The organism is Wolbachia endosymbiont of Anurida maritima (assembly GCF_042182995.1).
Lineage (GTDB): Bacteria > Pseudomonadota > Alphaproteobacteria > Rickettsiales > Anaplasmataceae > Wolbachia.
Genome location: NZ_CP102058.1, coordinates 1,282,565 through 1,305,572 on the forward strand (window position 1 = coordinate 1,282,565; position 23,008 = coordinate 1,305,572).

The following is a 23,008-nucleotide window of genomic DNA, read 5'->3' on the forward strand; positions in this document are numbered from 1 at the left end:
CTACTTAGTTTGAAGACATGCTCTAACCATATTAATAGCCTCGATATTTATTTAATTAAAAATATGTTGTAAAACGGGTATGTCCCAAGACAACTATTCAAACGTATCGAGAGATAGGGCTATCGCGTGCCTTGATACCAACGGAAATTGGTATTACCAACTTTCCTCGGTCGCAATGCCCGTGATAGCCCTATCTCCTATAGTGAGTAGAGTTATCTTCCCTCTTGTTCGTTTTATAACATATTTTTAACTTACAATATTACCGAGGAAATTAATGGTCTTAGAGCATGTCTTCAAACTAAGTAGAAAGGAGTTAAGAAGTGTGTTATAAGATATATTTTAAATGTACCCAAGCGATATAAGTGACAAAGAATGGAAGATGATAGAGCAATATTTTGAACCTAAAAAGACCGGCAGACCAAGAAAACACAGTATCAGAACGATTATCGATGCAATAAGGTATGTGATGAGAACAGGCTGTCAATGGAGACAACTACCTAAGAATTTTCCACCATGGAAAACCGTGTATAGTTGTAATTCGCGTTTAAAAAAAAGTGGAATATGGCAAGAAATTCATGATTTTCTAGTTAAAAAACTAAGAAAGATAATTGGTAAGAATGAAACTCCATCAGTAGGAATAATTGACAGTCAATCAGTAAAAACCACTCAAAAAGGGGATCCAGAGGATATGATGCTGGCAAGAAAGTAAAGGGTAGAAAACGCCACATCGTTGTAGATACTCTAGGTCTTGTAATTGCTGCTGAAGTACACAGTGCAAGCATTCAAGATCGTGATGGTGCACTAAATCTTTTTGTTCAAGCCAAATGCAAAGCTCCAACATTACGTAAGTTTTTTGCTGATCAAGGATATACAGGTAAATTGCAAAACCGCTGTTTATTGGAAACTGGATGTTTGTTGACGATTACCAAGAAAGTAGTTGATACAGGATTTCAGGTTATTCCTAAACGTTGGATTGTTGAGAGAACCTTTGCTTGGCTCTCCAATTTTAGACGTATGAGTAAGGATTATGAGCATTCTCCTCTCACTTCAAAAAATAACATCTTTTTTAATATGATCACTATTATGCTTCACAAATTAGCTCATTCTTGAGTTTGAAGACATGCTCTTAGCTGATGCTGGCTATAGAGGAATGCAGAAAATTCACGCAAATGTTGAATTGCCGNCACAGGAAGACGAAAAAGAAGCCACTAACTAAGGAAGAAAATCAAGAGCTTGCAAATCAAAGAGTTGTGGTTGAGAATGTTATAGGTTTGCTGAAAAGATTCAAAATTATCGCAGATCGATATCGAAATAGACGAAAACGTTTCGGGTTGAGGTTCAATTTGATAGCTGGAATTTACAATCTAGAGTTAATGATATGAATTTTGAAAGAAGTCTATTAAGTAATCCTTACCTTTTAATCTGCAGATTGGCGAAAGCAAATACAATAGCTCCAGTTTCATGATAAGGGCGCTGGTGGAGTTTGTCAAGCAACTTTCTATATAATATTTTCTAAAATAAATAGACTTCTCGCATCCAATTTCAGCAGCGCGTGACACACAACTGCAATGACAAGGTGTTGCAAGATAAACATCATATTCACACGAAATACTTGACTTCACGTGTACTAAGAAGCATTTTATATATGTTGTGTGCCCGTAGCTCAGCTGGATAGAGCAACAGCCTTCTAAGCTGTGGGTCGTAGGTTCGAATCCCACCGGGCACACTCTTTTATCAATACTTTCTATAAATCTTTAAGTACTCTGGTACCACATTTTCAATTGCTAATGGTCGAACCTTCATTGTTTCAAGGTCAGCTGACCTTTCGATTGAACTATTCATCATAACTTTCACCTGATCTTGAGTAAGCACAGGGTTCGTATCTCCGGTTATTGGTTTTAACAGCATAGAAATAATTTTATTTTCTAAGAAGAAAGCTATCAACTTTGCCATTGGAAAAGATACATTGATCAATAAACACTTTCTGTTAGTAACATTCAGAATAAACTTTAATAAGCTTTTGAAAGAGTAAATTTTTGGTCCACCTATATTATAAATTTTTCTGTCTTGCTTATTAAAACTGATAATACGATATACCACTTCAGCTAAGTCTGTTACACATATTGGCTGAAATTTAGTTATTCCACTGCCGATCAACGGCAAAAAAGGAAGAATAGTTGCTAATCTTGCAAACTTATTAAAGAAGTTATCTTCTTTGCCAAATACAAGACTTGGCCTAATTATTATTGCTTCTTGAAATGCTGAAGTTACAGCTTTTTCACCTTCTAATTTACTTTGAGCATATTTTGACAGTTTACTATTTTCTACTCCCATAGCAGAAAAATGTATCATCATAAGTACATTTTTCATTTTTGCAGCTTTTGCTATCCTTTCAGCTATTTTAACGTGAACAGCGTAAAAATCGTGCTTTTTTGCTTCATATAATATTCCCACTAAGTTTATAGCTACATCACATTCTTCCATACCCTCCAGAACTGATTTTTCATCAAAAAAATCGCCTTTAAATATTGATATTTGTCCTAAATTGCCACACAATTTTAAACAAGCAGCTTTTTCCTGATTACGAGTGAATATCTTTATCAAATATCCTTCTGCTGCCAAGCGTCTTACGATGTGTTTCCCTATAAACCCCGTTCCACCAAAAATAATTACACGTTTTGTCACGATTAAAGTTCCTAACAATTTATTACTGTAAATTAATACAATGATTTTGCTTAATATTCTATTATGAATTCCCGTACAATAAGATCCATTTTCATTCCTCGTGAGCCTTTAACTAGAACTACATCATTATCTTGAATAATGTCAGCTAAATTACTTTTCAATTGATTAGAATCATTAAAATGTGCGCCTCTCATATTATCTGGCAAAAGCTCATGCAATTCTAACATAAATTTACCAACTGTATAAACTTTATCTACATTATTTTCTGTGATAACCTTAACCAGATCTGTATGAAATTTTATGCTTTCATCACCAAGTTCCAACATATCACCAAGCAAAGCTACTTTTCTCTGATTAGAATATGCACTCAAAGTTTTTATTGCAGCTCTCATCGAAGTAGGGCTGGCGTTATAGGAGTCATCAATTAAATGTATGTATTTTCCATTGTATTTGACTTTATTAACATTACCTCTACCTTTCGTTACACTAAAATTCTCAAGTGCAAGTGGTAATTTTGACACATCAAGCCCTAGACTTTGCACAACTGCTGCAACAGCAAGTAGCGAGTAAGCAAAGTGCTCACCCTGTACACGTAAATTACAGTTTATAGTTTGATTATTATTTAGTCTTATTTTAAAATTTAACCCGTCATCGTTTCTTATTATGTCTAATAAGCAAACTTCAGCATTTTTATCTTTACCGAGGCTTATTACATTTCTATTGGCGCGTGATGAGAGATAATCGTAATATTTATTATCTCTGTTCAAAATCAAAGTACCGTTATTTTTCATACCATATAGAACTTCTAATTTTGTTTGTGCAACGTCAAATAGTGATGAAAAATTTTCAACATGCGCAGGTCCGATGTTGGTAATAACTGCAATATTTGGATTACTAATCTTTGATAATTCTTTTATTTCACCAGCTTTATTCATTCCCATTTCAAGGATTAAGCACTGGCAGTTTTTTGGAGCTTTTAGAATTGTCAAAGGCAATCCTATATTATTATTCAAGTTACCTTCGTTTGCATGGGACACTCCATATTGCGATAAAACAGTGTGCAGCATATCCTTTGTAGTGGTTTTCCCAACACTGCCTGTAATTGCAATAACTTTAGCATCAACAAGAACATTTCTAATGTAGTATGATGCCATACCGTGCAAAGCTTTCAGGGTATCTTGTACAATAATGAGAGGGAAATTTTTATATTTATCCTCACTCACTATTGCAGCGACAGCCCCTTTTAAAAACGCTTCATGCAAAAAATTATGTCCATCAAAATTCTTTCCCTTGAGGGCAATAAATAAATCACCTTTTTTTATGCTTCTTGTGTCCGTTGAAATATTTGAGCTATGTATCCAATTATAACCATTTACATCTGTTCCGCCAGTTGCGTCAATGATATTATTTGTATTCCATTTAAACATAATTTAGAGAGTATTCTTTATAATAAATTGAACAATAAAAGTAGCGAAAATACTACATGTTTTAGACAATGTGCAAATAATGGTTGCTATCTCTATAATTTCATCTTATAATAGATATATAAGTTTAAACATTTTCGTCTATAATTAGGTATGTTGTAGCACCTGGTTGTAGAAAGTACCTTGGAGGTATGTATGGCAGAATCTATTTGGGCTAAGATAGGCGGAGCAGTTAAAACAGGTGTAAAGGCTACAGGTCGGGTGCTTGCTCTACCATTTTATGAAGAAGGTAGGGAAACTATTGGTAGAGCTATTGCTCTGCCGTTTAACGCAGTAATATATCCTATGAGGCCATCGAGTTGGCGTAAGTCTTGGAATGAAAGATGGAATGACTGCAAAAATGGTTTGAGCCATGTGGTAACTGGTCAGGGTGATGATTCTTTTTTGGATAGAGTGGGTATAGGCGCGGTTAAGCTTCCAGTATATCCTATAAAGCCTTCAAATTGGTTTAAGTCCTGGGATGAAATGCGGCACGACATAAAAAATGGCGGACGTTCTATTATTGGCAACCCACTTGAAGAATATGATCCACCTATAGAAACCACACAAGCTAGTGAGGATCTTGGTGTCCAAATAATGGAGCAAAAGAAAGGAACAGGAAAGGTAACTTTTTTAGCATCAAGGACTCTGACAGGGGATATACCCTATTTGACGCCAGAACGATTAGGTGAAATAAAGCAAAACCTGCCAAATGTAACTATCTTTAAAGAAGAAAACAAAGTTGTAATTGAAGTTGATGTTAAAAAAATAATTGAAGACATCAAAAAGAACAATCCAGGAATTGATGAGAAAAGAATAAAAGAGCTTGCTCTTGAAAAAATTGCTGAAGGAGCTGAAGGAGTTGGTGGCAACCTTAAAAAGCTAGCAAAAATTACTGGCGGAGAATTTAAAGTTCACACAGACTTAAAATTGCTGTATGGTATTGCAGAAAAATTGTATAAGGAATATGATAATCAAAAGCAGTCATTAGAAAAGGTTGTGAAGTCTAATCAGCCTTCAGAAACTCTGGCTTTATCTGCTAGTGATAGGGGTAAGGCATTGGAAGCTGCTGAAACATTTGTAGATAGTAGTNNAGAGGAGAGTTATTAAAGGAAACTGCAAATTGGCAGAATAAAGTTGAGCAGGGTTCTGAAAATATAAGGAGTAGGGGGTAAAGTTATGAGTTATAAGGGGAGTATTATGAATGAAGTTAAAATAGAGGAAAGACATCATAGTTTAACTGTTCCTGGGGATATGTATTACTTACAACCAGGAGTTATTACTGGAAAAAGGGTAAATGGAATAGAAACCTCTTTGAAAGAACAGCAGAACATGGTAAAAGCAAGGGAACTTGTAAGCTCTTTAAATCTTGAAAATGCTTCTGGTGAAACGATAAAACCACTATCTACACCTAATGTAGAGAAAAACGAAGGAAGAGGGAAAGGTCGCTCTTAAAATATGAGCAATGAAGTTTATGATAGCAATAACATCTTTGCTCAAATATTAAGAGATGAGTTACCTTGTGAGAAGGTACATGAAAATGAAAATGTACTAGCTTTTCGCGATAAGTACCCTGATGCACCAGTTCACATTTTAGCTATACCCAAAAATCAATATATTTCATACGATGATTTTATTCTAAAAGCTTCTGAAGAGGAGATAATAAGTTTTTTCAAAACTGTTAGAGAAATAGCACACAAATATAATCTAGAAAAAACAGGATATAGATTAGTTACTAACTACGGTGAAAATGGAGAGCAGGTTGTACCACACTTTCACGTGCATATTTTAGGTGGTAAAAAGTTAGGAAAGCATGTAAATTAATAGTGTTATATGTTTTGTTAAATGAGCGAATATTTAACCATAGTAATCTTTATCTGCATATCAATTGTAGTATCTTTTGTTTTAGGTATATTGCCTATGTTTCTTGCAGTGAGTAAGCCAGATAGTGAAAAACTTTCCACATATGAGTGTGGCTTCAACCCACTATCCAGTGCAAGAAAAAATTTTGACATTAAATTTTACCTAGTTTCAATATTATTTATAATATTTGACTTAGAAATTGCTTTTCTTTTCCCTTGGGCTGTTTCTTTATCTAAGATAAGCTATGGTGGATTTTGGTCTATGATGGTATTTCTTGCAATACTCACTATAGGCTTTATCTATGAGTGGTGTAAAGGTGCATTAGAGTGGGAGTAGTTTATGACAAATCAAATTCTATCTAATGATGACTGGGGTCATTATAAAAAAGAAGGGTTTCTTGTCACTAAATTTGGTGATTTAACAGATTATGTAATGAATTGGGCAAGATCTGGCTCATTGTGGCCAATGACATTTGGTCTTGCATGTTGCGCAGTTGAGATGATGCATACCGCATCTAGCCGTTATGATCTTGATAGATATGGCATAATGTTTCGTGCAAGCCCACGTCAATCAGATGTGATGATTGTTGCTGGCACACTAACTAATAAAATGGCAGCAGCATTGCGCAAGGTTTATGATCAAATGGCAGACCCAAAGTATGTTGTTTCTATGGGAAGTTGTGCAAATGGTGGTGGTTATTACCATTACTCTTATTCAGTAGTCCGAGGCTGTGATAGAATTGTGCCAGTTGACGTGTATGTCCCAGGATGCCCACCAACTGCTGAGGCGTTGCTATATGGAATGTTATGCCTACAAAATAAAATAAAACGAACTCAAAATATAAAGCATGGATAAAACTGGAAAATATATACAAAAAAAGCTTAAATGCAAGTGTATTCAGAAAGACGACGGTACTATTGTAATATATTCAGCNNTTTAGGAGATATTGAAAAGCACTTACTCTTTCTACGTGATGATGAAAAATTCAGGTTTGAATCATTAATTGATATTTTTGGAATTGACTATCCAAATAGAGAGAAGCGTTTCGAGCTAATATACAATCTGCTCAGCATTGTGCATAATATTAGAGTACATATAAAGCTTCAGTTATGTGAAAGCGACATGCTTCCAAGTGTAGCGAAGATATTTAGCACAGCTTCGTGGTTTGAGCGTGAAGTGTTTGATATGTATGGAATAGAATTCTCGGATCACCCTGATTTGCGTAGGATTCTAACAGACTATGGATTCAAAGGTCATCCGATGTTAAAAGATTTCCCTCTTACTGGTTATGAGGAAGTAAGGTATGATATAGCAGCAAAAAAAGTTGTATATAATCCTATAGATTTACCACAAGATTTTCGTATGTTTGATAGCCTATCGCCTTGGGAAGGCGAAACCATAAAAGTAAATACAAAGGAGTAGAAAATGACAGTACAAAGAAAAAAATATCTTTGATCGGTGCANGGAAATATCGGTGGAACTCTCACCCATATGATTGTACTAAGGGAGCTTGGTGATGTTGTTTTACTTGATATCAGCGAAGGTATTCCACAAGGTAAGGCACTCGACATTGCAGAGTCATCCCCTATTGATGGATTTAATTCTGGTTTAACTGGAACTAATCAATACAAAGATATAGAAAATTCTGATGCAATCATCATAACAGCAGGTATTGCTAGAAAACCAGGAATGAGCAGAGATGACCTCCTGCAAACCAATGCTCAAGTAATGAAAGAGGTTGGTGAAAATATTAAAAAATATTCTCCAAACGCGTTTGTAATAGTGGTTACCAACCCTTTGGATGCCATGGTTTCAGTGGTGCATAAATTTTCAAACCTTCCAGCTAATATGGTTGTTGGAATGGCAGGAGTGCTTGATTCTGCCCGTTTTCGTTATTTTCTTGCAAGTGAACTAAATATTTCAGTTAAAGATGTGTCTGCTTTTGTGCTCGGTGGACATGGCGACACTATGGTACCACTCATTCACTGTGCCTCTGTTGCTGGCATTCCACTTACTCAAATTATCGATATGGGTCTCATTACGCAGAAAAAAGTTGATGAAATAGTGAAGCGCACTCGCAATGGCGGTAAAGAAATAGTTGATCTGCTTAAGTCTGGATCTGCATACTACGCTCCTGCGTCTTCAGCTATATGCATGTTAGAGTCATATTTAAAAGATAAAAGGCATATATTACCATGTGCTGCTTACCTTAATGGTGAATATGGTGTAAAAGATTTGTTTATTGGTGTTCCTGTAATTATTGGAAAAAACGGAATTGAAAAGATCCTAGAAGTTAAAATGAATGATAGTGAACGAGAAATGTTCGATAAATCTGTGAATGCAGTAAAAGAGCTAGTGAATCTAATAAAATTCTAATAATTGTTTAAGAGAAATTTATAATGAAAGTTTATAGGCAGAATGCATCTGTAATAAAAGAAGCATTGAATTTTTGGAAAGGAGAAAATCTAATTAGTGCAAAGCAGTGTGATGAATTAAACGGTAGCCTAAAGGTCATAGGTTTTAATTGGGAAAGGTTTACTATCTTTATTATCCCTTTCGCGATACTTTTCTTTATTATCGCATCGACTGGCTTTATACAAGGGCTAATAAAGTACTTTGAAAATAATAAAATGATGGTGAGCTTCATTGTAGCAGCATTAGATATCTTGTTTTATGCGCTTGGAGCCTATAGTAAGGTAAGGTGGCCAGAAAAATTTTATAGCAATAATGGATTACTTTTTTTAGGGGTTTTGTTTACTCCTTGTGCAATTCTGATATTTTTTGCTGCACTACATGGAAATGAAATTGAATTTGATGTTATAGGTAGTTATTTTCCTAATGTGATTTTAATCCCATGTATACTATATGCTTTATTAGGTGTTTTACTGAAGTCTGAATTAATTTTGTGTTTTGCGCTGGTCGCTCTTGGATGTTGGATAGGCACTCAAATAGATTATTATCTCGCATATATTGGTTTTCCATTAATATTTGTATTGTTTGGAAGTATTTTGGTTGGTATATCTGAGTTTTTGATAAGACAATGTTCAAAAGTTACATTTTTATATAGAGTTACGTTAGTTGTTGGATTGTTTTATGTATTCACTGCTTTATTGAGTATGTCAATATTTGGGAATTCCATCGACCTCAACTTAGAGTTTGAGATTAAACAATTTGAGCTACTGCATTGGCTATTAATTTTTACTGCAGCATCTCTTAGAACAATTTATTATGGAATAAAACATAATGATTCTGTTATGTGTAACATCGGGGTAATTTTTTTTTATAATTAACCTATATACTAGGTTTTTTGAATATTTTTGGAATAATACTCATTACTCTGTATTTTTTACAATTTTAGGTATCAGTTTATGGGTACTAGCTATAAAAGCTGAGAAAATTTTTAATATTAACTCAATTGTATTCGTTCAGCCAATGGCGTCAACTTAAGGGAAAATATCAGTGATTGTGTATAAAATTTATCTCTAAATTTTTTATCATTAAATTATCCAAAGAGTGCAATAAACAGCACTTTTGTTGCTGTTTTATTTCAACAAAGAAGTCTAAAATGTGTCCTTAAGTTGACGCCATTGGCTGAACGGATACCTGGAGTTCACCCTCTCTCTTATTATTCTTCTAATCTATAGTTAGTGTTCAAAACCATATTCGAAAAGTATCCCATATGTTTCCGGATTTTTTTAATGCTGTTTATTTCATCCTCAACATTGTCTCTACCTTTATGAACTAAGTAGCAGCTAAAAATTATAACGTATTCCTACCTCCAGAGTTGCATCTAGTATTTGTTTTGCTTTTATACCACTTAATCGCCCGCCTGCAGCAATACCAGCTGTACCAACTATCTGTGGAGTAATTTCATAATCAACACCAACCTTCAGTTTATAGGAAATAGAACCAAGTATTTTATCTAGTGTTTCAGTGCCAACAATCCCAAAAGGATATACTTGTACATGTCCTCCTAAACCTCCGCTGACATATAGCTTCACAGGATCAATGTCAACGTCAGGATAATAACGGTAATTTACTAATAAACTAGCCCCCATTTTCTTTTCTTTGTCCTTTCCCTCTGCATCCTTACCTCCAAACATATCACTTATGTCAGTAAGAACCTCAAGTTCAAGTTTAGAGCTTTTGTCATAATGATAACCAAAAACAACGCTAGGTTTTATTTTTAAGCCACCACCCCATCCAGCACCAAAGTTTAAACCTGCATAGTACTGATCTTCTGACTTACTTGCACTATTATTAGCTGCACCTGTTAGAGATGAAGTAAGCAACACAGCCAAAACGCACAATCTCTTTATTTTCATATAACTCCTCATACAAAAAAATATATAATGCATAAGTATATATCCTTTATATTAAAAAAGATATAACCACATATCAAAAAAAGTATAGCCATAAAATCAGATTATATAAAACGTACTACTCAAATCTTTTATATAACTATGTTTACTACCTTATTTGGTACAGCATATACAGTGCGAACTTTGCTTTGATCGATCTTACTGGACACAGAGTCTATCGCTATTTTCTTCAATTCTTCTTGAGGTAAGTTAATTGCCACCTTGATTGTTGTACGTAATTTTCCATTGATTTGCACTGCTATAGTTACCGTATCGTCAACTAATAATGATTCATCAGCTTTTGGCCAAGGTTGACCTCCTATTCCTTGCCATAGGCTTTCAGCTAGATGTGGTATGAATGGTTCGATTACTCTGATTAATATACATATACCTTCATCAATAAGAGATTTTCCAGTTTTTACGTCTATTTCAGCTATTAAATTCGTCATCTCACGAAATTTTGCCACTACACAGTTTAATCTGCAGTTTTCCAAGTCATCTGTAAGTCCGTGTAAGAGTTTATGAATTTTTTNTCTGTACTCTAGAAGTCCACCCATAACACTTTTGTTATCATAGTGCATACTCACAGGCTTAAGCTGCATTATCATACGCCACAATTTGTTTATATAGCGAGAATAGCCTTCCACGCCATCATCAGACCATTCCATATCTTTTTCCGGAGGAGTATCAGACAACACGAACAAGCGGGCAGTATCAGCACCATACTTTTCTATGATAAAATTTGGATCAACTGTATTCTTTTTCGATTTGCTCATTTTCTCAACTTTGCCCACTTGAACTTTTGCACCTTGCGCTATTAATTCTTTTGCTTCTTCGGGAAATAGCCACTTACCATTTTCGTCTTTATAAGTTGCATGGCAGACCATTCCTTGAGTGATTAAAGTAGAGAAAGGCTCTTTAATATCAAAATAGCCACATTTGGTTAAAGCACGGCAGAAAAATCTTGAATAAAGCAAATGCAGAATTGCATGTTCTATTCCACCTATATAATAATCAACAGGCATAAAACGATTACATGCATCTTTGTCTATTGATTTATCTTCACTACAGAATGCAGCAAAATACCAGGAAGATTCAAAAAAGGTGTCGAATGTATCAGTTTCACGCTCTGCTTGCTTTCCGCACTTTGGACAATCAACAAATTTCCATGTTGGGTGTTTATCAAGTGGATTACCACCACTTGTAAATTTTATATCCGTTGGTAGAGCCACAGGAAGGTTTTTTTCTGGCACTGGAACGGTTCCACAGTCTTTGCAATATATGATAGGTATAGGGCATCCCCAATAACGCTGCCTTGAAACTCCCCAATCGTGCAAACGATAGTTTATTGTTTTTTTGCCTATTTTTTNTTCTTCAAGCTCTTTAACGATTATTTCCTTTGCTTCACTAACCATTAATCCGTTTAAGAATTCGGAGTTAAACATTGTCCCGTCTCCAGTATACGCTTCTTTTAAAGTCTCTATGGTTTGTGCACCCTTTTCACGAACTACGGGAATTATCGGCAAATTATATTTCTGCGCAAATTCAAAATCACGCTGATCATGTGCAGGGCAACCAAAAATCGCGCCTTCTCCATATTCCATCAACACAAAATTCGCTATGTAAAGTGGCAATTCCTTATCAAGAAATGGATGTTTGACGTTTAATCCGGTGTAAATTCCAATTTTTTCATCATTCTCCCCATTTGTTTTTATGTTATCGATAAAGTCCTGTATTTCTTTGTTTTTTAAATCCTGCACAATAGGGTGCTCTGCTGCCACTGCACAAAAAGAAGCCCCAAACAAAGTATGAGGATAAGTTGTAAAAACCTTCAATTTCTTATTTAAGCCAACTATTTCAAACTCTATAGTTGCTCCTTCAGATTTTCCTATCCAACGCTCCTGCATTGTTTTGACTTTTTCTGGCCAATTTTTCAAACTTTGCAGGCACTTGAGTAAGTCTTCAGCGAAATCAGTAATCTTTAAAAACCATTGGGACAACTTACGTTTTTCAACAACCGCACCTGATCGCCACCCTTTTCCATCGACTACCTGTTCATTTGCAAGCACTGTTTGGTCCACTGGATCCCAGTTAACCCACGATTCTTTTCGATAGGCAAGTCCATGCTTTAAAAAATCCAGGAAAAATTTTTGTTCGTGTTTGTAATAACCGGGCTCACATGTGGAGAGTTCACGCTCCCAGTTATAGGAAAGACCTATAGATTTTAACTGCGTACGCATATTATCTATGTTCTCTTTTGTCCACGTCGCAGGGTTGATATTATTGTCCCTTGCTGCATTTTCAGCTGGTAATCCAAACGCATCCCAGCCAATTGGATGCAAAACCTCAAATCCATTAGCTCTCTTGTAACGCGCTATCACATCCCCTATTGCATAGTTACGTAAGTGTCCCATATGAATTTTACCAGATGGATATGGAAACATCTCCAATACGTAACATTTCTCTTGTTTACTACTCTTGCTTACAGAAAAATCCCATTTATCTTGACAAAACCTTTCGACGTTTTTAAAATCATATTTCATATAAATCCAAATTCAATCACAGTTCATATGCATTAAAGGATCAACCGCTTGGCCGTTATGTCGTATTGTGAAACACATCTGCGGATCTTTATCTTGTGTGCTTGATTTACCTGCAGATCCAATTACTTGACCTTGCTTTACTTTACCACCAATTTCAACATGTATGTTTTTTAAATAGGAGTACACAGTCATGTAATTATCTTTGTGTTCTACTATAATTAAATTTCCATACCATCTCAGCCCTTTGCCTACATATATCACTTTGCCGGGTGCAGAGGCAACTACGTTCGTTCCATTTTGAGCAGCAATTTTTATGCCATCCTTACACATTTCATCAGAAGAGGTAGCTGTACCTTTAACTGGCATTACAAATTTACAATTTACCTCCACGTTTTGTGCATTATTGTTATCTCTGTATATCCTATTTATGATGGCTTTTCTATTTTCTTTTTTTATTGAAGGATCAACATCTTCCCTAATTAAATGGTACTCTCTTGTATATTCCAGATCTCTTTTTCCGTAAAATTCTTCGCCTTTAAGCAGCACAGGTGCAGGTTTTTGCAGGCCACAGCTTACCAATATTGCCGATAACATAAAAAACGAGGCTATATGCCACATTCTAGATATACAAATTTTCACAAAACCTATAGTGTTTCATGTTTGTTCGTTACTTTCCTCATTATTTATTTTACTAGTTAAATAGTCTCTTAAATCGGTAAGTTCTTGCAACAAATCCTTTGTGATTTTTATATCACTACCAAATTCCTTTTGCACTCCTTTTATTGTATATCCTTTATCATATAACATGTATTTCACTTTCTTTATGGCCTCTATACACTTACGATCATATAGCCTTCTTCCTTTACGCTTTGTAGGCTTAATTTGATGAAACTGACCTTCCCAAAATCTTAAAACATGCTGTTCCAAACGTAGCTCTTCAGCTACTTCCCCAATTGTGTAAAATAATTTTACCTTATTCATTGATTGTTTATTGATTTTTTTATAGTTTTTGAAGGTCTGAAAGAAACTGAGTTTCTTGCNTTGAACCACCACTTTCTCTGATGTATTTGGTATATTTCCTGGCCTTTCCTTCTTTTTTTTGACCAAGAATGTTCCAAATGACGATATTTTCACTATTCCATCCTTTGCCAAGCTTGTCTTTATTTCATCCAATATATCATCTATTATCGAAGCAGAGTCTTCCTTTGATAATCCTATTTCTTGGTTTATATTTTCAGCTATTGTTGCCTTAGTTACTGTTGTGTCTTTTGTTGTAACGTGATCCATTATTGATAAATATTACAATATGTAAATATAATATAGCAATCGACTCAAGGTTCAGCTACTTTATTTTTTAGGGTATGTCTCTTTTGTGGCATAATTTAAAATACCGGCAGTTATCAATATCGCAAATATTGCAAAAAGCGCCATTTGATAATCTGCAAGAAGTGCTAACATTGACACTATAACTCCACTGCCAATAAAAATAAACCCATTGATAATGGATGATGATGTGCTAATGTATTTTCGTTTCACAATCTCGCTACCGACAGTAAAATTAAGCATATGTCCTCCCGCAAAAAACCCGAACATTAACATACAAAAGTACACAATGTGAGCTGTTAAATGGCTGCACAACAAAGTAATCATTGAAATACCTTGTANCAGAGCAAAAGCAGAGATTACATGCCTTCTATTTTTAAATAGATTTGAGATTCGATCTGCAATTGGAGCACCAACTGCAAGACCAAGCCATAGTATTGCGGTTGCTACACCTGACTCCACTGCACCGAGTTCTGAGTTGCTTAGTAACCTTGGAGCCCACAAGGTATTCAGTGCTAAAAATGTTCCAAAAGTAATAGCACCCACTATTGAGGTTATCCAGATATCTTTTAATTTCAGCACTGTGAGTACAGAGCACATTACTGTTCTTATAGAGCTTTTTATTGTGCATTCTTCTGAACTGCTTTCTGAAAGTATGCTTGGATAAAAAAACATCAGTACAAATATCAACACACCAAGCAGCATTATGCATACAACCAGATTCTTCCAATCTGCACCTTCAGCAAGCAAGCTAGAGAACAATATTTGAATTACCAGTGCAGAAAGACTTGAAATTGTCTGCACTAGTGAAAACATAAGTCCAAATTGGGCAACGGGAAAACAGATGCTACTTATATGAGCAGCACCAATAAAACCAAATGATGCTCCAGTTGCAATCAATAATTGTGATAAAATCAAATGAGCAAAATTGTCACTATTAATAAGGACAAAGAATCCAAAGATCATAGTTAATAATGAGAAAAAATAAATTTTTTTACTGGAAAAAACATTAAACGTTGCCCCGCTAAAAAATTGTAAGATGGCGAAAATCCAAGTATATGCTGAATTAGCCAGTGCAACTTGCGCGATTGTAAGTCCAAGTTCCTTTTCAAGATTCACACTTATAAAGGCATAAATTATCTGCATATTGCTGAATATAACAACCAAGTTACTAATCAGCCAAATGAACCAAGCTTTAGCTCTGCTTTCCATAAGATTTATTTTTATAAGTAATCTATTAGAAATTTAACACTAAGTCTCTTTTAAAACCATAACTCTCTGGTAAGACTTAAGTATTACTCTTTGGACGAAAATATCGATTAACATAAGTCGCTATTGCATATTTTAAGGTTTCATACACTCACTCCAACATAAACTTAAAAGCAAATCTAAAGTTTTTAAGAAGCAATTAGATTATTATATGATATACTAGTAGATTAATAAATATAGTAGGTAAATATGCATAATATGAATATAAGTGGTCTACAAAAATTAAAAGAGATAATACACAAGTTTATTAAACGTTCTGATGAATATAATCAGCTTATACATGATGGACAATATCCAGCTTTGTGTTCAGACGAGGCAGAAATAGACTTAATAAAGCTAGAGCAAATAACACGTNNGAAGTTTATTAATGACTCCGGTAATATATCAGAAGAAGAGGTGTTAAAGCACAAGGAGTGCGTCATAATGTTACCAGGGGAAAAGCAATTAGTGGAAAATTAGAAAAAATTAGAAAAAAGAATATCTGATTTCATTGGATCTGTTCATGATTATGAAAATCTTGAACGTGATGGACATTGTCCAGCTTTTTTCAACTACCCTAGAAAAGAAGATTTTATGGTGCTTGCAAAAATAACAAATGAGTTGTTTTCTGAAAAAGATGATTTCGAATTTGTAGATAAGAAAGATGTACCAGATAAGGAAGAGTTGCCTGATACATCTCTAGCAGTTCAAAATACATCAAAAGTAGGAATGCTGAGCTGGTTAGGTTTTTCTTCTTAATGTATGTAAAGTGATACTCTTTTCATACTCTATTTGAGCTGAACGAAGAGTATCACAACTTGAGTTGGTAGATAAGAATAAAGACCTTGTTGATAGCTAGAGTTGGTACATGCATCAAACAAGCTCTACGAAGTTGTTGTCTGTAACGGTGCAAGCCAACAGCCAGGACTTTAGAGTGTGATACACAATCGTACGAACATTTGCTTTTGTTAAGCACAACAAATGATGTCATTCAAGTGCTCCAACATACAGCTGTACAAACACATTGTAGTTTGAGAGCAATCTCCACAGGAGGGCGACGGTTCTTCTTCTCTATACATCTTTATATTACTACTTCTTAGAGCATGTCTTCAAACTCAAGAATGAGCTAATTTGTGAAGCATAATAGTGATCATATTAAAAAAGATGTTATTTTTTGAAGTGAGAGGAGAATGCTCATAATCCTTACTCATACGTCTAAAATTGGAGAGCCAAGCAAAGGTTCTCTCAACAATCCAACGTTTAGGAATAACCTGAAATCCTGTATCAACTACTTTCTTGGTAATCGTCAACAAACATCCAGTTTCCAATAAACAGCGGTTTTGCAATTTACCTGTATATCCTTGATCAGCAAAAAACTTACGTAATGTTGGAGCTTTGCATTTGGCTTGAACAAAAAGATTTAGTGCACCATCACGATCTTGAATGCTTGCACTGTGTACTTCAGCAGCAATTACAAGACCTAGAGTATCTACAACGATGTGGCGTTTTCTACCCTTTACTTTCTTGCCAGCATCATATCCTCTGGATCCCCTTTTTGAGTGGTTTTTACTGATTGACTGTCAATTATTCCTACTGATGGAGTTTCATTCTTACCAATTATCTTTCTTAGTTTTTTAACTAGAAAATCATGAATTTCTTGCCATATTCCACTTTTTTTAAACGCGAATTACAACTATACACGGTTTTCCATGGTGGAAAATTCTTAGGTAGTTGTCTCCATTGACAGCCTGTTCTCATCACATACCTTATTGCATCGATAATCGTTCTGATACTGTGTTTTCTTGGTCTGCCGGTCTTTTTAGGTTCAAAATATTGCTCTATCATCTTCCATTCTTTGTCACTTATATCGCTTGGGTACATTTAAAATATATCTTATAACACACTTCTTAACTCCTTTCTACTTAGTTTGAAGACATGCTCTTAGTACTCATAAAAACTTAATTTCAACAGTATCCGTTCAGCAGAGTGGTTTAAGAGACAATAGATAAGAGGTTTTGGAAAGGCCTTTTGTTTCCAAGTTAAGTATAATGAAATTATCCGTTCGAGGAATAGACTTCTTTCGAAACTAGAATAAAACTGTTAAAGCAGTGGTTTTGAGGTAAGAAGAAATGAAGTATGAAGGAGCTGAATGAAGAGGAATTTCGTCGGCTAACAGGAGTAAAAAAATCAACATTTAATAAAATGGTAGAAATTTTGGATGAAGAAGATAGACGAAAAAAAGCAAAGAGTGGGCGTAAAAGCAAGCTCTGTACAGAAGATAGGCTACTTATGGCATTAGAATATTTACGTGAATATCGGACATATTTCCACATTGGTCGAAGTTATGGCATGAGCGAAAGTACGACCTATAAAATAATAAAATCGATTGAAGATACATTATAGGACATCCAAATTTACGTATGTTGAGTTGCACAACAGTGCTACAAAACCCATAGCTGCTGAGTTTCTACGTAATTTGATTAAAACCTTACCATATAAAATACATACCATTTTAACAGATAACGGCATACAATTTACCAACCAGAAGCGTCATAAGTATGCTTTCAAGCACATATTTGATAGAGTTTGTACAGATAACGGCATTGAACATCGTTTGACAAAAGTTAGCCATCCTTGGACAAATGGACAAGTTGAACGTATGAACAAAACTTTAAAGGATGCTACAGTTAAGAAGTATTACTACCGATCCCACCAGCAACTTAGAGAACATCTTTACAGCTTTGTTATGGCCTACAATTATGCGAAACGTCTCAAAACTCTTCATGGTCTTACCCCTTATGAATTTATATGTTATCAGNNTGCTCCTGATTTGTTTATACTAAATCCACACCATCACTCTCTGGGACCATACAGTCCAATGGAAGAAGCGTGTGCTTACGAAAAGCAACAATTATAGCCTCTTCCTCTTGAGTTAAAACCGTTGACTTTGGCTGCTTTGGACCCATTTTTATGTCTTGGGTGAATGAGCGCTTTTTCCATTTCACAATGGTCTTTGGGTTGAGGCTATAGTGCTCAGCGAGCTTTGCTATGCTCTCTTTACTATCTTGTATTGCTCTACGAATTGTCTCTGTTGTTCTGGCGCACCCATGTAACCATAATGACTCCTTAAATGATGATGATAGTATACCATCACACTTTGGGACTATACATATAATATATCGACAAGCTTTTCGTGATTTGTAGATATTAACAGTTCTCTTAATGTTAATTCACTGTTTTCTGATTTTTTCTTAGGCATTCATCACCTCATTAATAATTCTTTTCTGCAGGCAAGCTTCATAGCTGTTCTTATCTGCTATCTGACACAACTCAAATGTCGCTTTCCACAGTGCCCAGGCGCGTGCGCGAAGCCACGTATCTTGCTCCATACCCATTTCAGAAATAAAAATCTCACGAGCTTTGCCAGATAAATACGTCCAAGCGATAACAAGATTGCAGGCAGGATCACCAACCGCAGCACCGCCAAAATCAATGACTGATGAAAGTTTGCCGCCATCCATCAACATATTGCCAATAGCAAAATCTCCATGAATCCATACAGACTGTTTATTCCATCTCGTCGCACACGCCCGATCCCATAAAGCAAGTAGCTACCCCGCGTCTATAATTTCAGCCACCTCTGCTATCTNGGCACCTTTATCGTAAACACTGACATGATCACCTCGCCACCAGTTATGTTGACCGGGCGGGGAGCCTTTCACATCAGTAATAGCCTGCAGTTCTTTTAAGAATTTAGCCAGATCAAAGGCAAGTTGTTCTTTGTCTTGATCGGTTAACATCAGCAAATTGATACTTTTTCCAGGCAACCATTTATAGATAGAAAATGGATAAGGATAATCTGCTGAAGGTTTACCCATTTTAATCGGAGCCGGAATACTAATGCTTAAACGTTTTGCTAATTGCGGCAACAGCTCTTGTTCTTTAGGCACTTTTAAAGCGTAATCTGCAGCAGTTGGCATACGAATCAGCATGTGATCCCCAAGCCTATATGTTCGATTATCATGTCCTTGTTTTTCAACATCGGTTATAGGTAACTCAGCATATTCAGGAAATTGCTCGGCTATGAGTTTGCGTGCAAGATCGGGGTTTAAAATAATTGATTTCTCGTTCATAACGTCACCTCCATCACCGTTACAGGGTGAGATTTAAATTCATCCATAATGTAACAGAATTATTTTGCTTTGTAGATGATTTTTGCAAAGCTATAAACAAAAATCTCGCAGAAAAACTCCTGCCAAACAGTAANAAAACTACCAGAACGCCAGGGATTACGCATTCTAAAATTCTTACTATAATTTTACTTTATCAACAATCTAGATGTGAGGACTTTAAATCTTTCTATACATATTATTTGAAAGCACTATATGGATCTGAGTTTCAAAATTTGCCAACATATAGTAGATTTATTAGGCTAAAATCGAGGATTTTATGGTATTTAGTGCTCTTGTTAAAGNNTGAGCAGTCAAAAATGACCGGAATTTCGTACATAGATGCAACGTCTATCGCTGTTTGCCATCCAAAAAGAATCTCAAGAAACAAAGTTTTCAAAGGATTGGCAAAGCTTGGAAAGACTACATATGGCTGGTTTTTTGGTTTCAAATTGCATATGGTAATCAATGAAACTGGCGAAATTCAACGAGTTACAATGACTAAAGGTAACGTTGACGACAGAAAACCAGTACCAAAATTAACTGAAAAACTGACTGGTCTTTTGTTTGGTGATAAGGGCTATATAAAGAAAGAGCTCTTTGCAAAACTCTTCGATAGANNGCTCGTTACCAAAGTAAAAAAAGGTNNATCATTAATGCTGCTTGAAGAAAAGATTTTTTTAGGAAAAAGGTCGATTATTGAAACAGTTTTTGGCTACCTAAAAGACAGACTTGAGCTTGAGCATTCAAGGCACAGGTCTCCAATAAATTTTTTGGTGCACATCTTTTCTACATTAGTTTCATATTCCATGAAGCCTAAAAAGCCCTCTATTTCTAGATTTTACTATATTGATTAATCCGCAACTGGGGTTTTTGATAGAGTGAGTATACGTGCTAAAGTTAAAATCAGACCAGGAAGATTGTATAGCCGTGATAAAGTAGATAAGCCCAAACGCCATCATGTCTTTAGGAGAGTTTGCTAATGGAGGCTCTTAAGTTGACGCCATTGGCTGAACGGATACTATTTTGCCACTCTGCTGAACAGATACTTTCAACATATAAGGAGGGTGTCATCCAAGCAGCAGCTAACACTGAGATCTAGAACATTTTCAATGACAAGGTTTATCGTTTGGTTTTAAAAACACTATAGCATACCGTTCACAGAAATAAGAGGAAGATCCGTGAACGATTACTCTCGTTTTTTCTAAAGTATAAACTTAGATAAATCCAACTGCTTCGAAATTGACTCAAGTTTATCTTTTACATACTTGCTGTCTATAATGAATTTTTCGCTATTTTTCTCAGAAGCAATGAAACTTATTTCATCTAAAAGCTTCTCCATGACAGTGTGAAGCCTTCTTGCGCCTATATTTTCCACTTGCCTATTAACTGTAAACGCTATTTCAGCTATGGTTTTTATACCATCATCAGTGAACTCAAGTGTCACATTTTCTGTTTTCATTAAAGCTATGTACTGCTTTAACAAACTAGATTCTGGTTCCTTTAATATTCTTATTAAATCCTCTTGAGTAAGTGCCTTAAGTTCTACCCTGATCGGTAATCTGCCCTGCAATTCCGGTAAGAGGTCAGATGGTTTAGACTGATGAAAAGCACCAGATGCAATAAATAATATATAGTCTGTTTTTACATGGCCATACTTAGTTGTAACAGTTGTTCCTTCAAGTAATGGTAACAGATCGCGTTGCACTCCTTCTCTGTTTACTTCACCTTTTACTTCTGTACGCGCTGCAATTTTGTCTATTTCATCCAAAAATACTATACCGTCATTACTAACAAGATCAATGGCTTCTTTGATTATCTTATCTTCATCCATTAGCTTTTCACTTTCTTCATTAATTAATATTTCACGCGCTTCTTTTACCTTCACCGTAATAATTTTTGATTTTTTGCTCCCATTAAACATCTTGCCCATTATTTCTGTTACGTTCATCACACCAACTTGCCCACCTGGCATGCCTGGTATATCGAAAGTAGGGAACATACTCTTGCTCTCTCTGACGTTAATAGAAACTTCTCCGCCTTCGAACTCTTTATTTCTCAACTTTTCTCTAAAACTTTTTTTACTCTCTTCGGTTGCATCTTCGCCTACCATAGAGTTTACTATTATTTTCTCAGCTAAATTTAAAGCCTTTTCAGCTAAGGCTTTACGGGCTTTCTCTTTAACTAAAACTATTGCTGCATCAACCAAATCACGTATTATTGAATCAACATCACGTCCAACATATCCTATTTCAGTAAACTTTGTTGCCTCAATTTTTATGAACGGTGCACCGGCAAGTTTTGCTAAGCGGCGAGCTATTTCAGTTTTACCAACTCCTGTATGACCAATCATCAATATATTCTTAGGTATGATTTCATCACGCAATGGAAATGGGACCTGATTGCGACGCCAACGATTTCTGAGCGCAATAGCAACAGCACGCTTTGCATCATCCTGTCCGATTATGAATCTATCCAATTCTTTAACTATCTTCTGTGGCGGCAGTTCATCTAACAAAACTTGAGTACTGTCATTAACTTGAACATCGCTTTCATTTGAATCAAAACCACTCTTAGTATCTTTATAGAGGTCATTTTTTTCATCGTAGGCGTCACTACTACAAGACTGCCCTTCTGAAAGGGTTATAGNCTGATTGGGAAAATTAGTGCATAAAGTTTTTTGCTTGGAAGACATATCACTCCTCTATCTTTTCAATAACTACATTATGATTTGTATAAACACATATATCGCCAGCTATCTTCATAGCCTTTTTTGCAATCTCTTCTATTGATATTCCTTTAATGTCAATTAAAGCTCTTGCTGCAGATAGAGCAAAATTTCCCCCAGAGCCAATAGCGGCGATTCCATCTTCAGGTTCAAGAACATCACCTGTTCCCGTAATTACTAATGAAATAGATTTATCTGCAACGATCATCATAGCCTCTAATTTCCTCAGATATTTATCCATTCTCCAGTCTTTTGCAAGTTCAACGCATGCTCTCATTAATTGTCCTGGGTGCTTATCAAGTTTAGATTCTAGTCTTTCAAAGAGAGTAAATGCATCAGCTGTTGCTCCAGCAAACCCAGCAATTACAGAATCACCAGAGAGACGCCTAACTTTTTTTGCTCCAGATTTTATAACAGTGTGGCCCAGTGAAACCTGTCCATCACCTATTACTACTACGCTTTTATCTTTTCTAATTGACAGTATAGTAGTTCCGTACATTTTATTGTTATCATGTTGAATCATTTTTCCGTCACTTTAAATAGTAATTTCATTAAACTGTAACTGCTAGTCAAATTTACTAAATATGTTTAACTATAGCTTATAATATAGTACCTTCCTTATAAC

21 protein-coding genes, 1 tRNA gene and 8 pseudogenes are annotated in these 23,008 nt (G+C 35.4%); 16 read left to right on the plus strand and 14 right to left on the minus strand.

Annotated elements, in window-relative coordinates:
* The first annotated feature begins 343 nt into the window (after positions 1–343).
* The 4 genes and pseudogenes from NOX90_RS06855 to NOX90_RS06870 all read left to right on the plus strand — a co-directional run bounded on the left by NOX90_RS06855 (position 344) and on the right by NOX90_RS06870 (position 1,726).
* Entirely contained in the window at positions 344–709 is a 366-nt protein-coding gene (locus tag NOX90_RS06855) for a transposase (protein ID WP_375603639.1), read from the plus strand.
* A 17-nt stretch (positions 710–726) separates the two neighbouring features.
* Positions 727–1,110 (plus strand): transposase, encoded by a 384-nt coding sequence (locus NOX90_RS06860; RefSeq protein ID WP_375604573.1) that lies wholly within the window; start codon positions 727–729, stop codon positions 1,108–1,110.
* A 16-nt stretch (positions 1,111–1,126) separates the two neighbouring features.
* Positions 1,127–1,382: pseudogene (locus NOX90_RS06865) on the plus strand (transposase family protein); the annotation flags it as partial.
* A gap of 270 nt (positions 1,383–1,652) precedes the next feature.
* A tRNA-Arg gene (locus tag NOX90_RS06870) sits at positions 1,653–1,726 on the plus strand.
* Positions 1,727–1,734: 8 nt separating this feature from the next.
* On the opposite strand, the gene NOX90_RS06875 is transcribed toward NOX90_RS06870, so the two are convergent.
* Complete coding sequence (locus NOX90_RS06875) at positions 1,735–2,685, minus strand: complex I NDUFA9 subunit family protein (protein ID WP_375604027.1); 951 nt, start codon at positions 2,683–2,685, stop codon at positions 1,735–1,737.
* A gap of 50 nt (positions 2,686–2,735) precedes the next feature.
* Complete coding sequence (locus tag NOX90_RS06880) at positions 2,736–4,112, minus strand: UDP-N-acetylmuramoyl-tripeptide--D-alanyl-D-alanine ligase (RefSeq protein ID WP_375604028.1); 1,377 nt, start codon at positions 4,110–4,112, stop codon at positions 2,736–2,738.
* A 192-nt stretch (positions 4,113–4,304) separates the two neighbouring features.
* Here NOX90_RS06880 and NOX90_RS06885 point away from each other — a divergent pair, with 192 nt between their 5' ends.
* From NOX90_RS06885 to NOX90_RS06920, 8 genes and pseudogenes are all read left to right on the plus strand, one after another.
* Positions 4,305–5,258 (plus strand): hypothetical protein, encoded by a 954-nt coding sequence (locus NOX90_RS06885; protein ID WP_375604029.1) that lies wholly within the window; start codon positions 4,305–4,307, stop codon positions 5,256–5,258.
* Positions 5,259–5,348: 90 nt separating this feature from the next.
* Complete coding sequence (locus NOX90_RS06890) at positions 5,349–5,603, plus strand: hypothetical protein (protein ID WP_182367681.1); 255 nt, start codon at positions 5,349–5,351, stop codon at positions 5,601–5,603.
* Between the two features lie 3 nt (positions 5,604–5,606).
* Positions 5,607–5,972, plus strand: coding sequence for an HIT domain-containing protein (locus tag NOX90_RS06895; protein ID WP_375604030.1), 366 nt, complete (start codon positions 5,607–5,609; stop codon positions 5,970–5,972).
* Positions 5,973–5,993: 21 nt separating this feature from the next.
* Positions 5,994–6,347, plus strand: a complete 354-nt coding sequence (locus NOX90_RS06900) for an NADH-quinone oxidoreductase subunit A (RefSeq protein ID WP_375604031.1) — start codon at positions 5,994–5,996, stop codon at positions 6,345–6,347.
* Between the two features lie 3 nt (positions 6,348–6,350).
* A complete protein-coding gene (locus NOX90_RS06905; RefSeq protein WP_375604032.1) occupies positions 6,351–6,866 on the plus strand; it encodes a NuoB/complex I 20 kDa subunit family protein in 516 nt (171 codons plus the stop codon).
* Positions 6,859–7,433: pseudogene (locus tag NOX90_RS06910) on the plus strand (NADH-quinone oxidoreductase subunit C). Before NOX90_RS06905 ends, NOX90_RS06910 begins: the two are co-directional and overlap by 8 nt.
* A 23-nt stretch (positions 7,434–7,456) precedes the next feature.
* Positions 7,457–8,387 (plus strand): annotated as a pseudogene (mdh, locus tag NOX90_RS06915) (malate dehydrogenase).
* Positions 8,388–8,410: 23 nt separating this feature from the next.
* Complete coding sequence (locus tag NOX90_RS06920; protein WP_375604033.1) at positions 8,411–9,301, plus strand: hypothetical protein; 891 nt, start codon at positions 8,411–8,413, stop codon at positions 9,299–9,301.
* 462 nt (positions 9,302–9,763) lie between these two features.
* On the opposite strand, the gene NOX90_RS06925 is transcribed toward NOX90_RS06920, so the two are convergent.
* The 6 genes and pseudogenes from NOX90_RS06925 to NOX90_RS06950 all read right to left on the minus strand — a co-directional run bounded on the left by NOX90_RS06925 (position 9,764) and on the right by NOX90_RS06950 (position 15,450).
* Positions 9,764–10,336, minus strand: a complete 573-nt coding sequence (locus NOX90_RS06925; RefSeq protein WP_375604034.1) for an outer membrane beta-barrel protein — start codon at positions 10,334–10,336, stop codon at positions 9,764–9,766.
* 128 nt (positions 10,337–10,464) lie between these two features.
* Positions 10,465–12,915, minus strand: a complete 2,451-nt coding sequence (gene leuS, locus NOX90_RS06930) for a leucine--tRNA ligase (protein ID WP_375604035.1) — start codon at positions 12,913–12,915, stop codon at positions 10,465–10,467.
* 12 nt (positions 12,916–12,927) lie between these two features.
* Positions 12,928–13,533, minus strand: coding sequence for a murein hydrolase activator EnvC family protein (locus NOX90_RS06935; RefSeq protein ID WP_375604632.1), 606 nt, complete (start codon positions 13,531–13,533; stop codon positions 12,928–12,930).
* 36 nt (positions 13,534–13,569) lie between these two features.
* Positions 13,570–13,896 carry a MerR family transcriptional regulator gene (locus tag NOX90_RS06940; RefSeq protein WP_375604036.1) on the minus strand — a complete coding sequence of 109 codons (327 nt, stop codon included), beginning with the start codon at positions 13,894–13,896 and terminating at the stop codon, positions 13,570–13,572.
* Positions 13,893–14,202: pseudogene (locus NOX90_RS06945) on the minus strand (integration host factor subunit alpha). Before NOX90_RS06945 ends, NOX90_RS06940 begins: the two are co-directional and overlap by 4 nt.
* A gap of 60 nt (positions 14,203–14,262) precedes the next feature.
* Entirely contained in the window at positions 14,263–15,450 is a 1,188-nt protein-coding gene (locus tag NOX90_RS06950) for an MFS transporter (protein ID WP_375604037.1), read from the minus strand.
* Positions 15,451–16,080: 630 nt separating this feature from the next.
* Between NOX90_RS06950 and NOX90_RS06955 the strand changes: the two genes are divergently transcribed.
* A complete protein-coding gene (locus tag NOX90_RS06955) occupies positions 16,081–16,245 on the plus strand; it encodes a hypothetical protein (RefSeq protein WP_375604038.1) in 165 nt (54 codons plus the stop codon).
* Between the two features lie 356 nt (positions 16,246–16,601).
* On the opposite strand, the gene NOX90_RS06960 is transcribed toward NOX90_RS06955, so the two are convergent.
* Together NOX90_RS06960 and NOX90_RS06965 are read right to left on the minus strand one after the other, a co-directional pair.
* Positions 16,602–17,060 (minus strand): transposase, encoded by a 459-nt coding sequence (locus NOX90_RS06960; protein ID WP_375604575.1) that lies wholly within the window; start codon positions 17,058–17,060, stop codon positions 16,602–16,604.
* A 64-nt stretch (positions 17,061–17,124) separates the two neighbouring features.
* Positions 17,125–17,367, minus strand: a complete 243-nt coding sequence (locus NOX90_RS06965) for a transposase (RefSeq protein WP_375603621.1) — start codon at positions 17,365–17,367, stop codon at positions 17,125–17,127.
* Positions 17,368–17,622: 255 nt separating this feature from the next.
* Between NOX90_RS06965 and NOX90_RS06970 the strand changes: the two are divergent.
* Positions 17,623–17,886 (plus strand): annotated as a pseudogene (locus NOX90_RS06970) (helix-turn-helix domain-containing protein); the annotation flags it as partial.
* A 1-nt stretch (position 17,887) separates the two neighbouring features.
* A pseudogene (locus tag NOX90_RS06975) lies at positions 17,888–18,403 on the plus strand (integrase core domain-containing protein); the annotation flags it as partial.
* Here the strand turns inward: NOX90_RS06975 and NOX90_RS06980 are convergent.
* Positions 18,360–18,632 (minus strand): annotated as a pseudogene (locus NOX90_RS06980) (hypothetical protein); the annotation flags it as partial. The pseudogenes NOX90_RS06975 and NOX90_RS06980 sit on opposite strands and share 44 nt — an antisense overlap.
* 105 nt (positions 18,633–18,737) lie before the next feature.
* A pseudogene (locus tag NOX90_RS06985) lies at positions 18,738–19,619 on the minus strand (aminoglycoside phosphotransferase family protein).
* A 41-nt stretch (positions 19,620–19,660) separates the two neighbouring features.
* Here NOX90_RS06985 and NOX90_RS06990 point away from each other — a divergent pair.
* Positions 19,661–20,512, plus strand: coding sequence for an IS982 family transposase (locus NOX90_RS06990; RefSeq protein WP_375604633.1), 852 nt, complete (start codon positions 19,661–19,663; stop codon positions 20,510–20,512).
* 347 nt (positions 20,513–20,859) lie between these two features.
* Here the strand turns inward: NOX90_RS06990 and hslU are convergent, their stop codons facing one another.
* Positions 20,860–22,350, minus strand: a complete 1,491-nt coding sequence (hslU, locus tag NOX90_RS06995; RefSeq protein WP_375604039.1) for an ATP-dependent protease ATPase subunit HslU — start codon at positions 22,348–22,350, stop codon at positions 20,860–20,862.
* Between the two features lies 1 nt (position 22,351).
* Complete coding sequence (gene hslV, locus NOX90_RS07000) at positions 22,352–22,906, minus strand: ATP-dependent protease subunit HslV (RefSeq protein WP_096617344.1); 555 nt, start codon at positions 22,904–22,906, stop codon at positions 22,352–22,354.
* Between the last annotated feature and the right edge of the window lie 102 nt (positions 22,907–23,008).

Excerpts from the sequence above, each read along its gene's own strand:
- NOX90_RS06855 (WP_375603639.1), top strand. The coding sequence starts at position 344 with ATGTACCCAAGCGATATAAGTGACAAAGAATGGAAGATGATAGAGCAA.
- NOX90_RS06895 (WP_375604030.1), top strand. The coding sequence starts at position 5,607 with ATGAGCAATGAAGTTTATGATAGCAATAACATCTTTGCTCAAATATTA.
- hslV (WP_096617344.1), bottom strand. The coding sequence starts at position 22,906 with ATGATTCAACATGATAACAATAAAATGTACGGAACTACTATACTGTCA.
- NOX90_RS06900 (WP_375604031.1), top strand. The coding sequence starts at position 5,994 with ATGAGCGAATATTTAACCATAGTAATCTTTATCTGCATATCAATTGTA.
- NOX90_RS06920 (WP_375604033.1), top strand. The coding sequence starts at position 8,411 with ATGAAAGTTTATAGGCAGAATGCATCTGTAATAAAAGAAGCATTGAAT.
- NOX90_RS06880 (WP_375604028.1), bottom strand. The coding sequence starts at position 4,112 with ATGTTTAAATGGAATACAAATAATATCATTGACGCAACTGGCGGAACA.
- NOX90_RS06965 (WP_375603621.1), bottom strand. The coding sequence starts at position 17,367 with ATGTACCCAAGCGATATAAGTGACAAAGAATGGAAGATGATAGAGCAA.
- NOX90_RS06935 (WP_375604632.1), bottom strand. The coding sequence starts at position 13,533 with ATGTGGCATATAGCCTCGTTTTTTATGTTATCGGCAATATTGGTAAGC.
- NOX90_RS06890 (WP_182367681.1), top strand. The coding sequence starts at position 5,349 with ATGAATGAAGTTAAAATAGAGGAAAGACATCATAGTTTAACTGTTCCT.
- NOX90_RS06955 (WP_375604038.1), top strand. The coding sequence starts at position 16,081 with ATGGTGCTTGCAAAAATAACAAATGAGTTGTTTTCTGAAAAAGATGAT.
- NOX90_RS06905 (WP_375604032.1), top strand. The coding sequence starts at position 6,351 with ATGACAAATCAAATTCTATCTAATGATGACTGGGGTCATTATAAAAAA.
- NOX90_RS06940 (WP_375604036.1), bottom strand. The coding sequence starts at position 13,896 with ATGAATAAGGTAAAATTATTTTACACAATTGGGGAAGTAGCTGAAGAG.
- NOX90_RS06925 (WP_375604034.1), bottom strand. The coding sequence starts at position 10,336 with ATGAAAATAAAGAGATTGTGCGTTTTGGCTGTGTTGCTTACTTCATCT.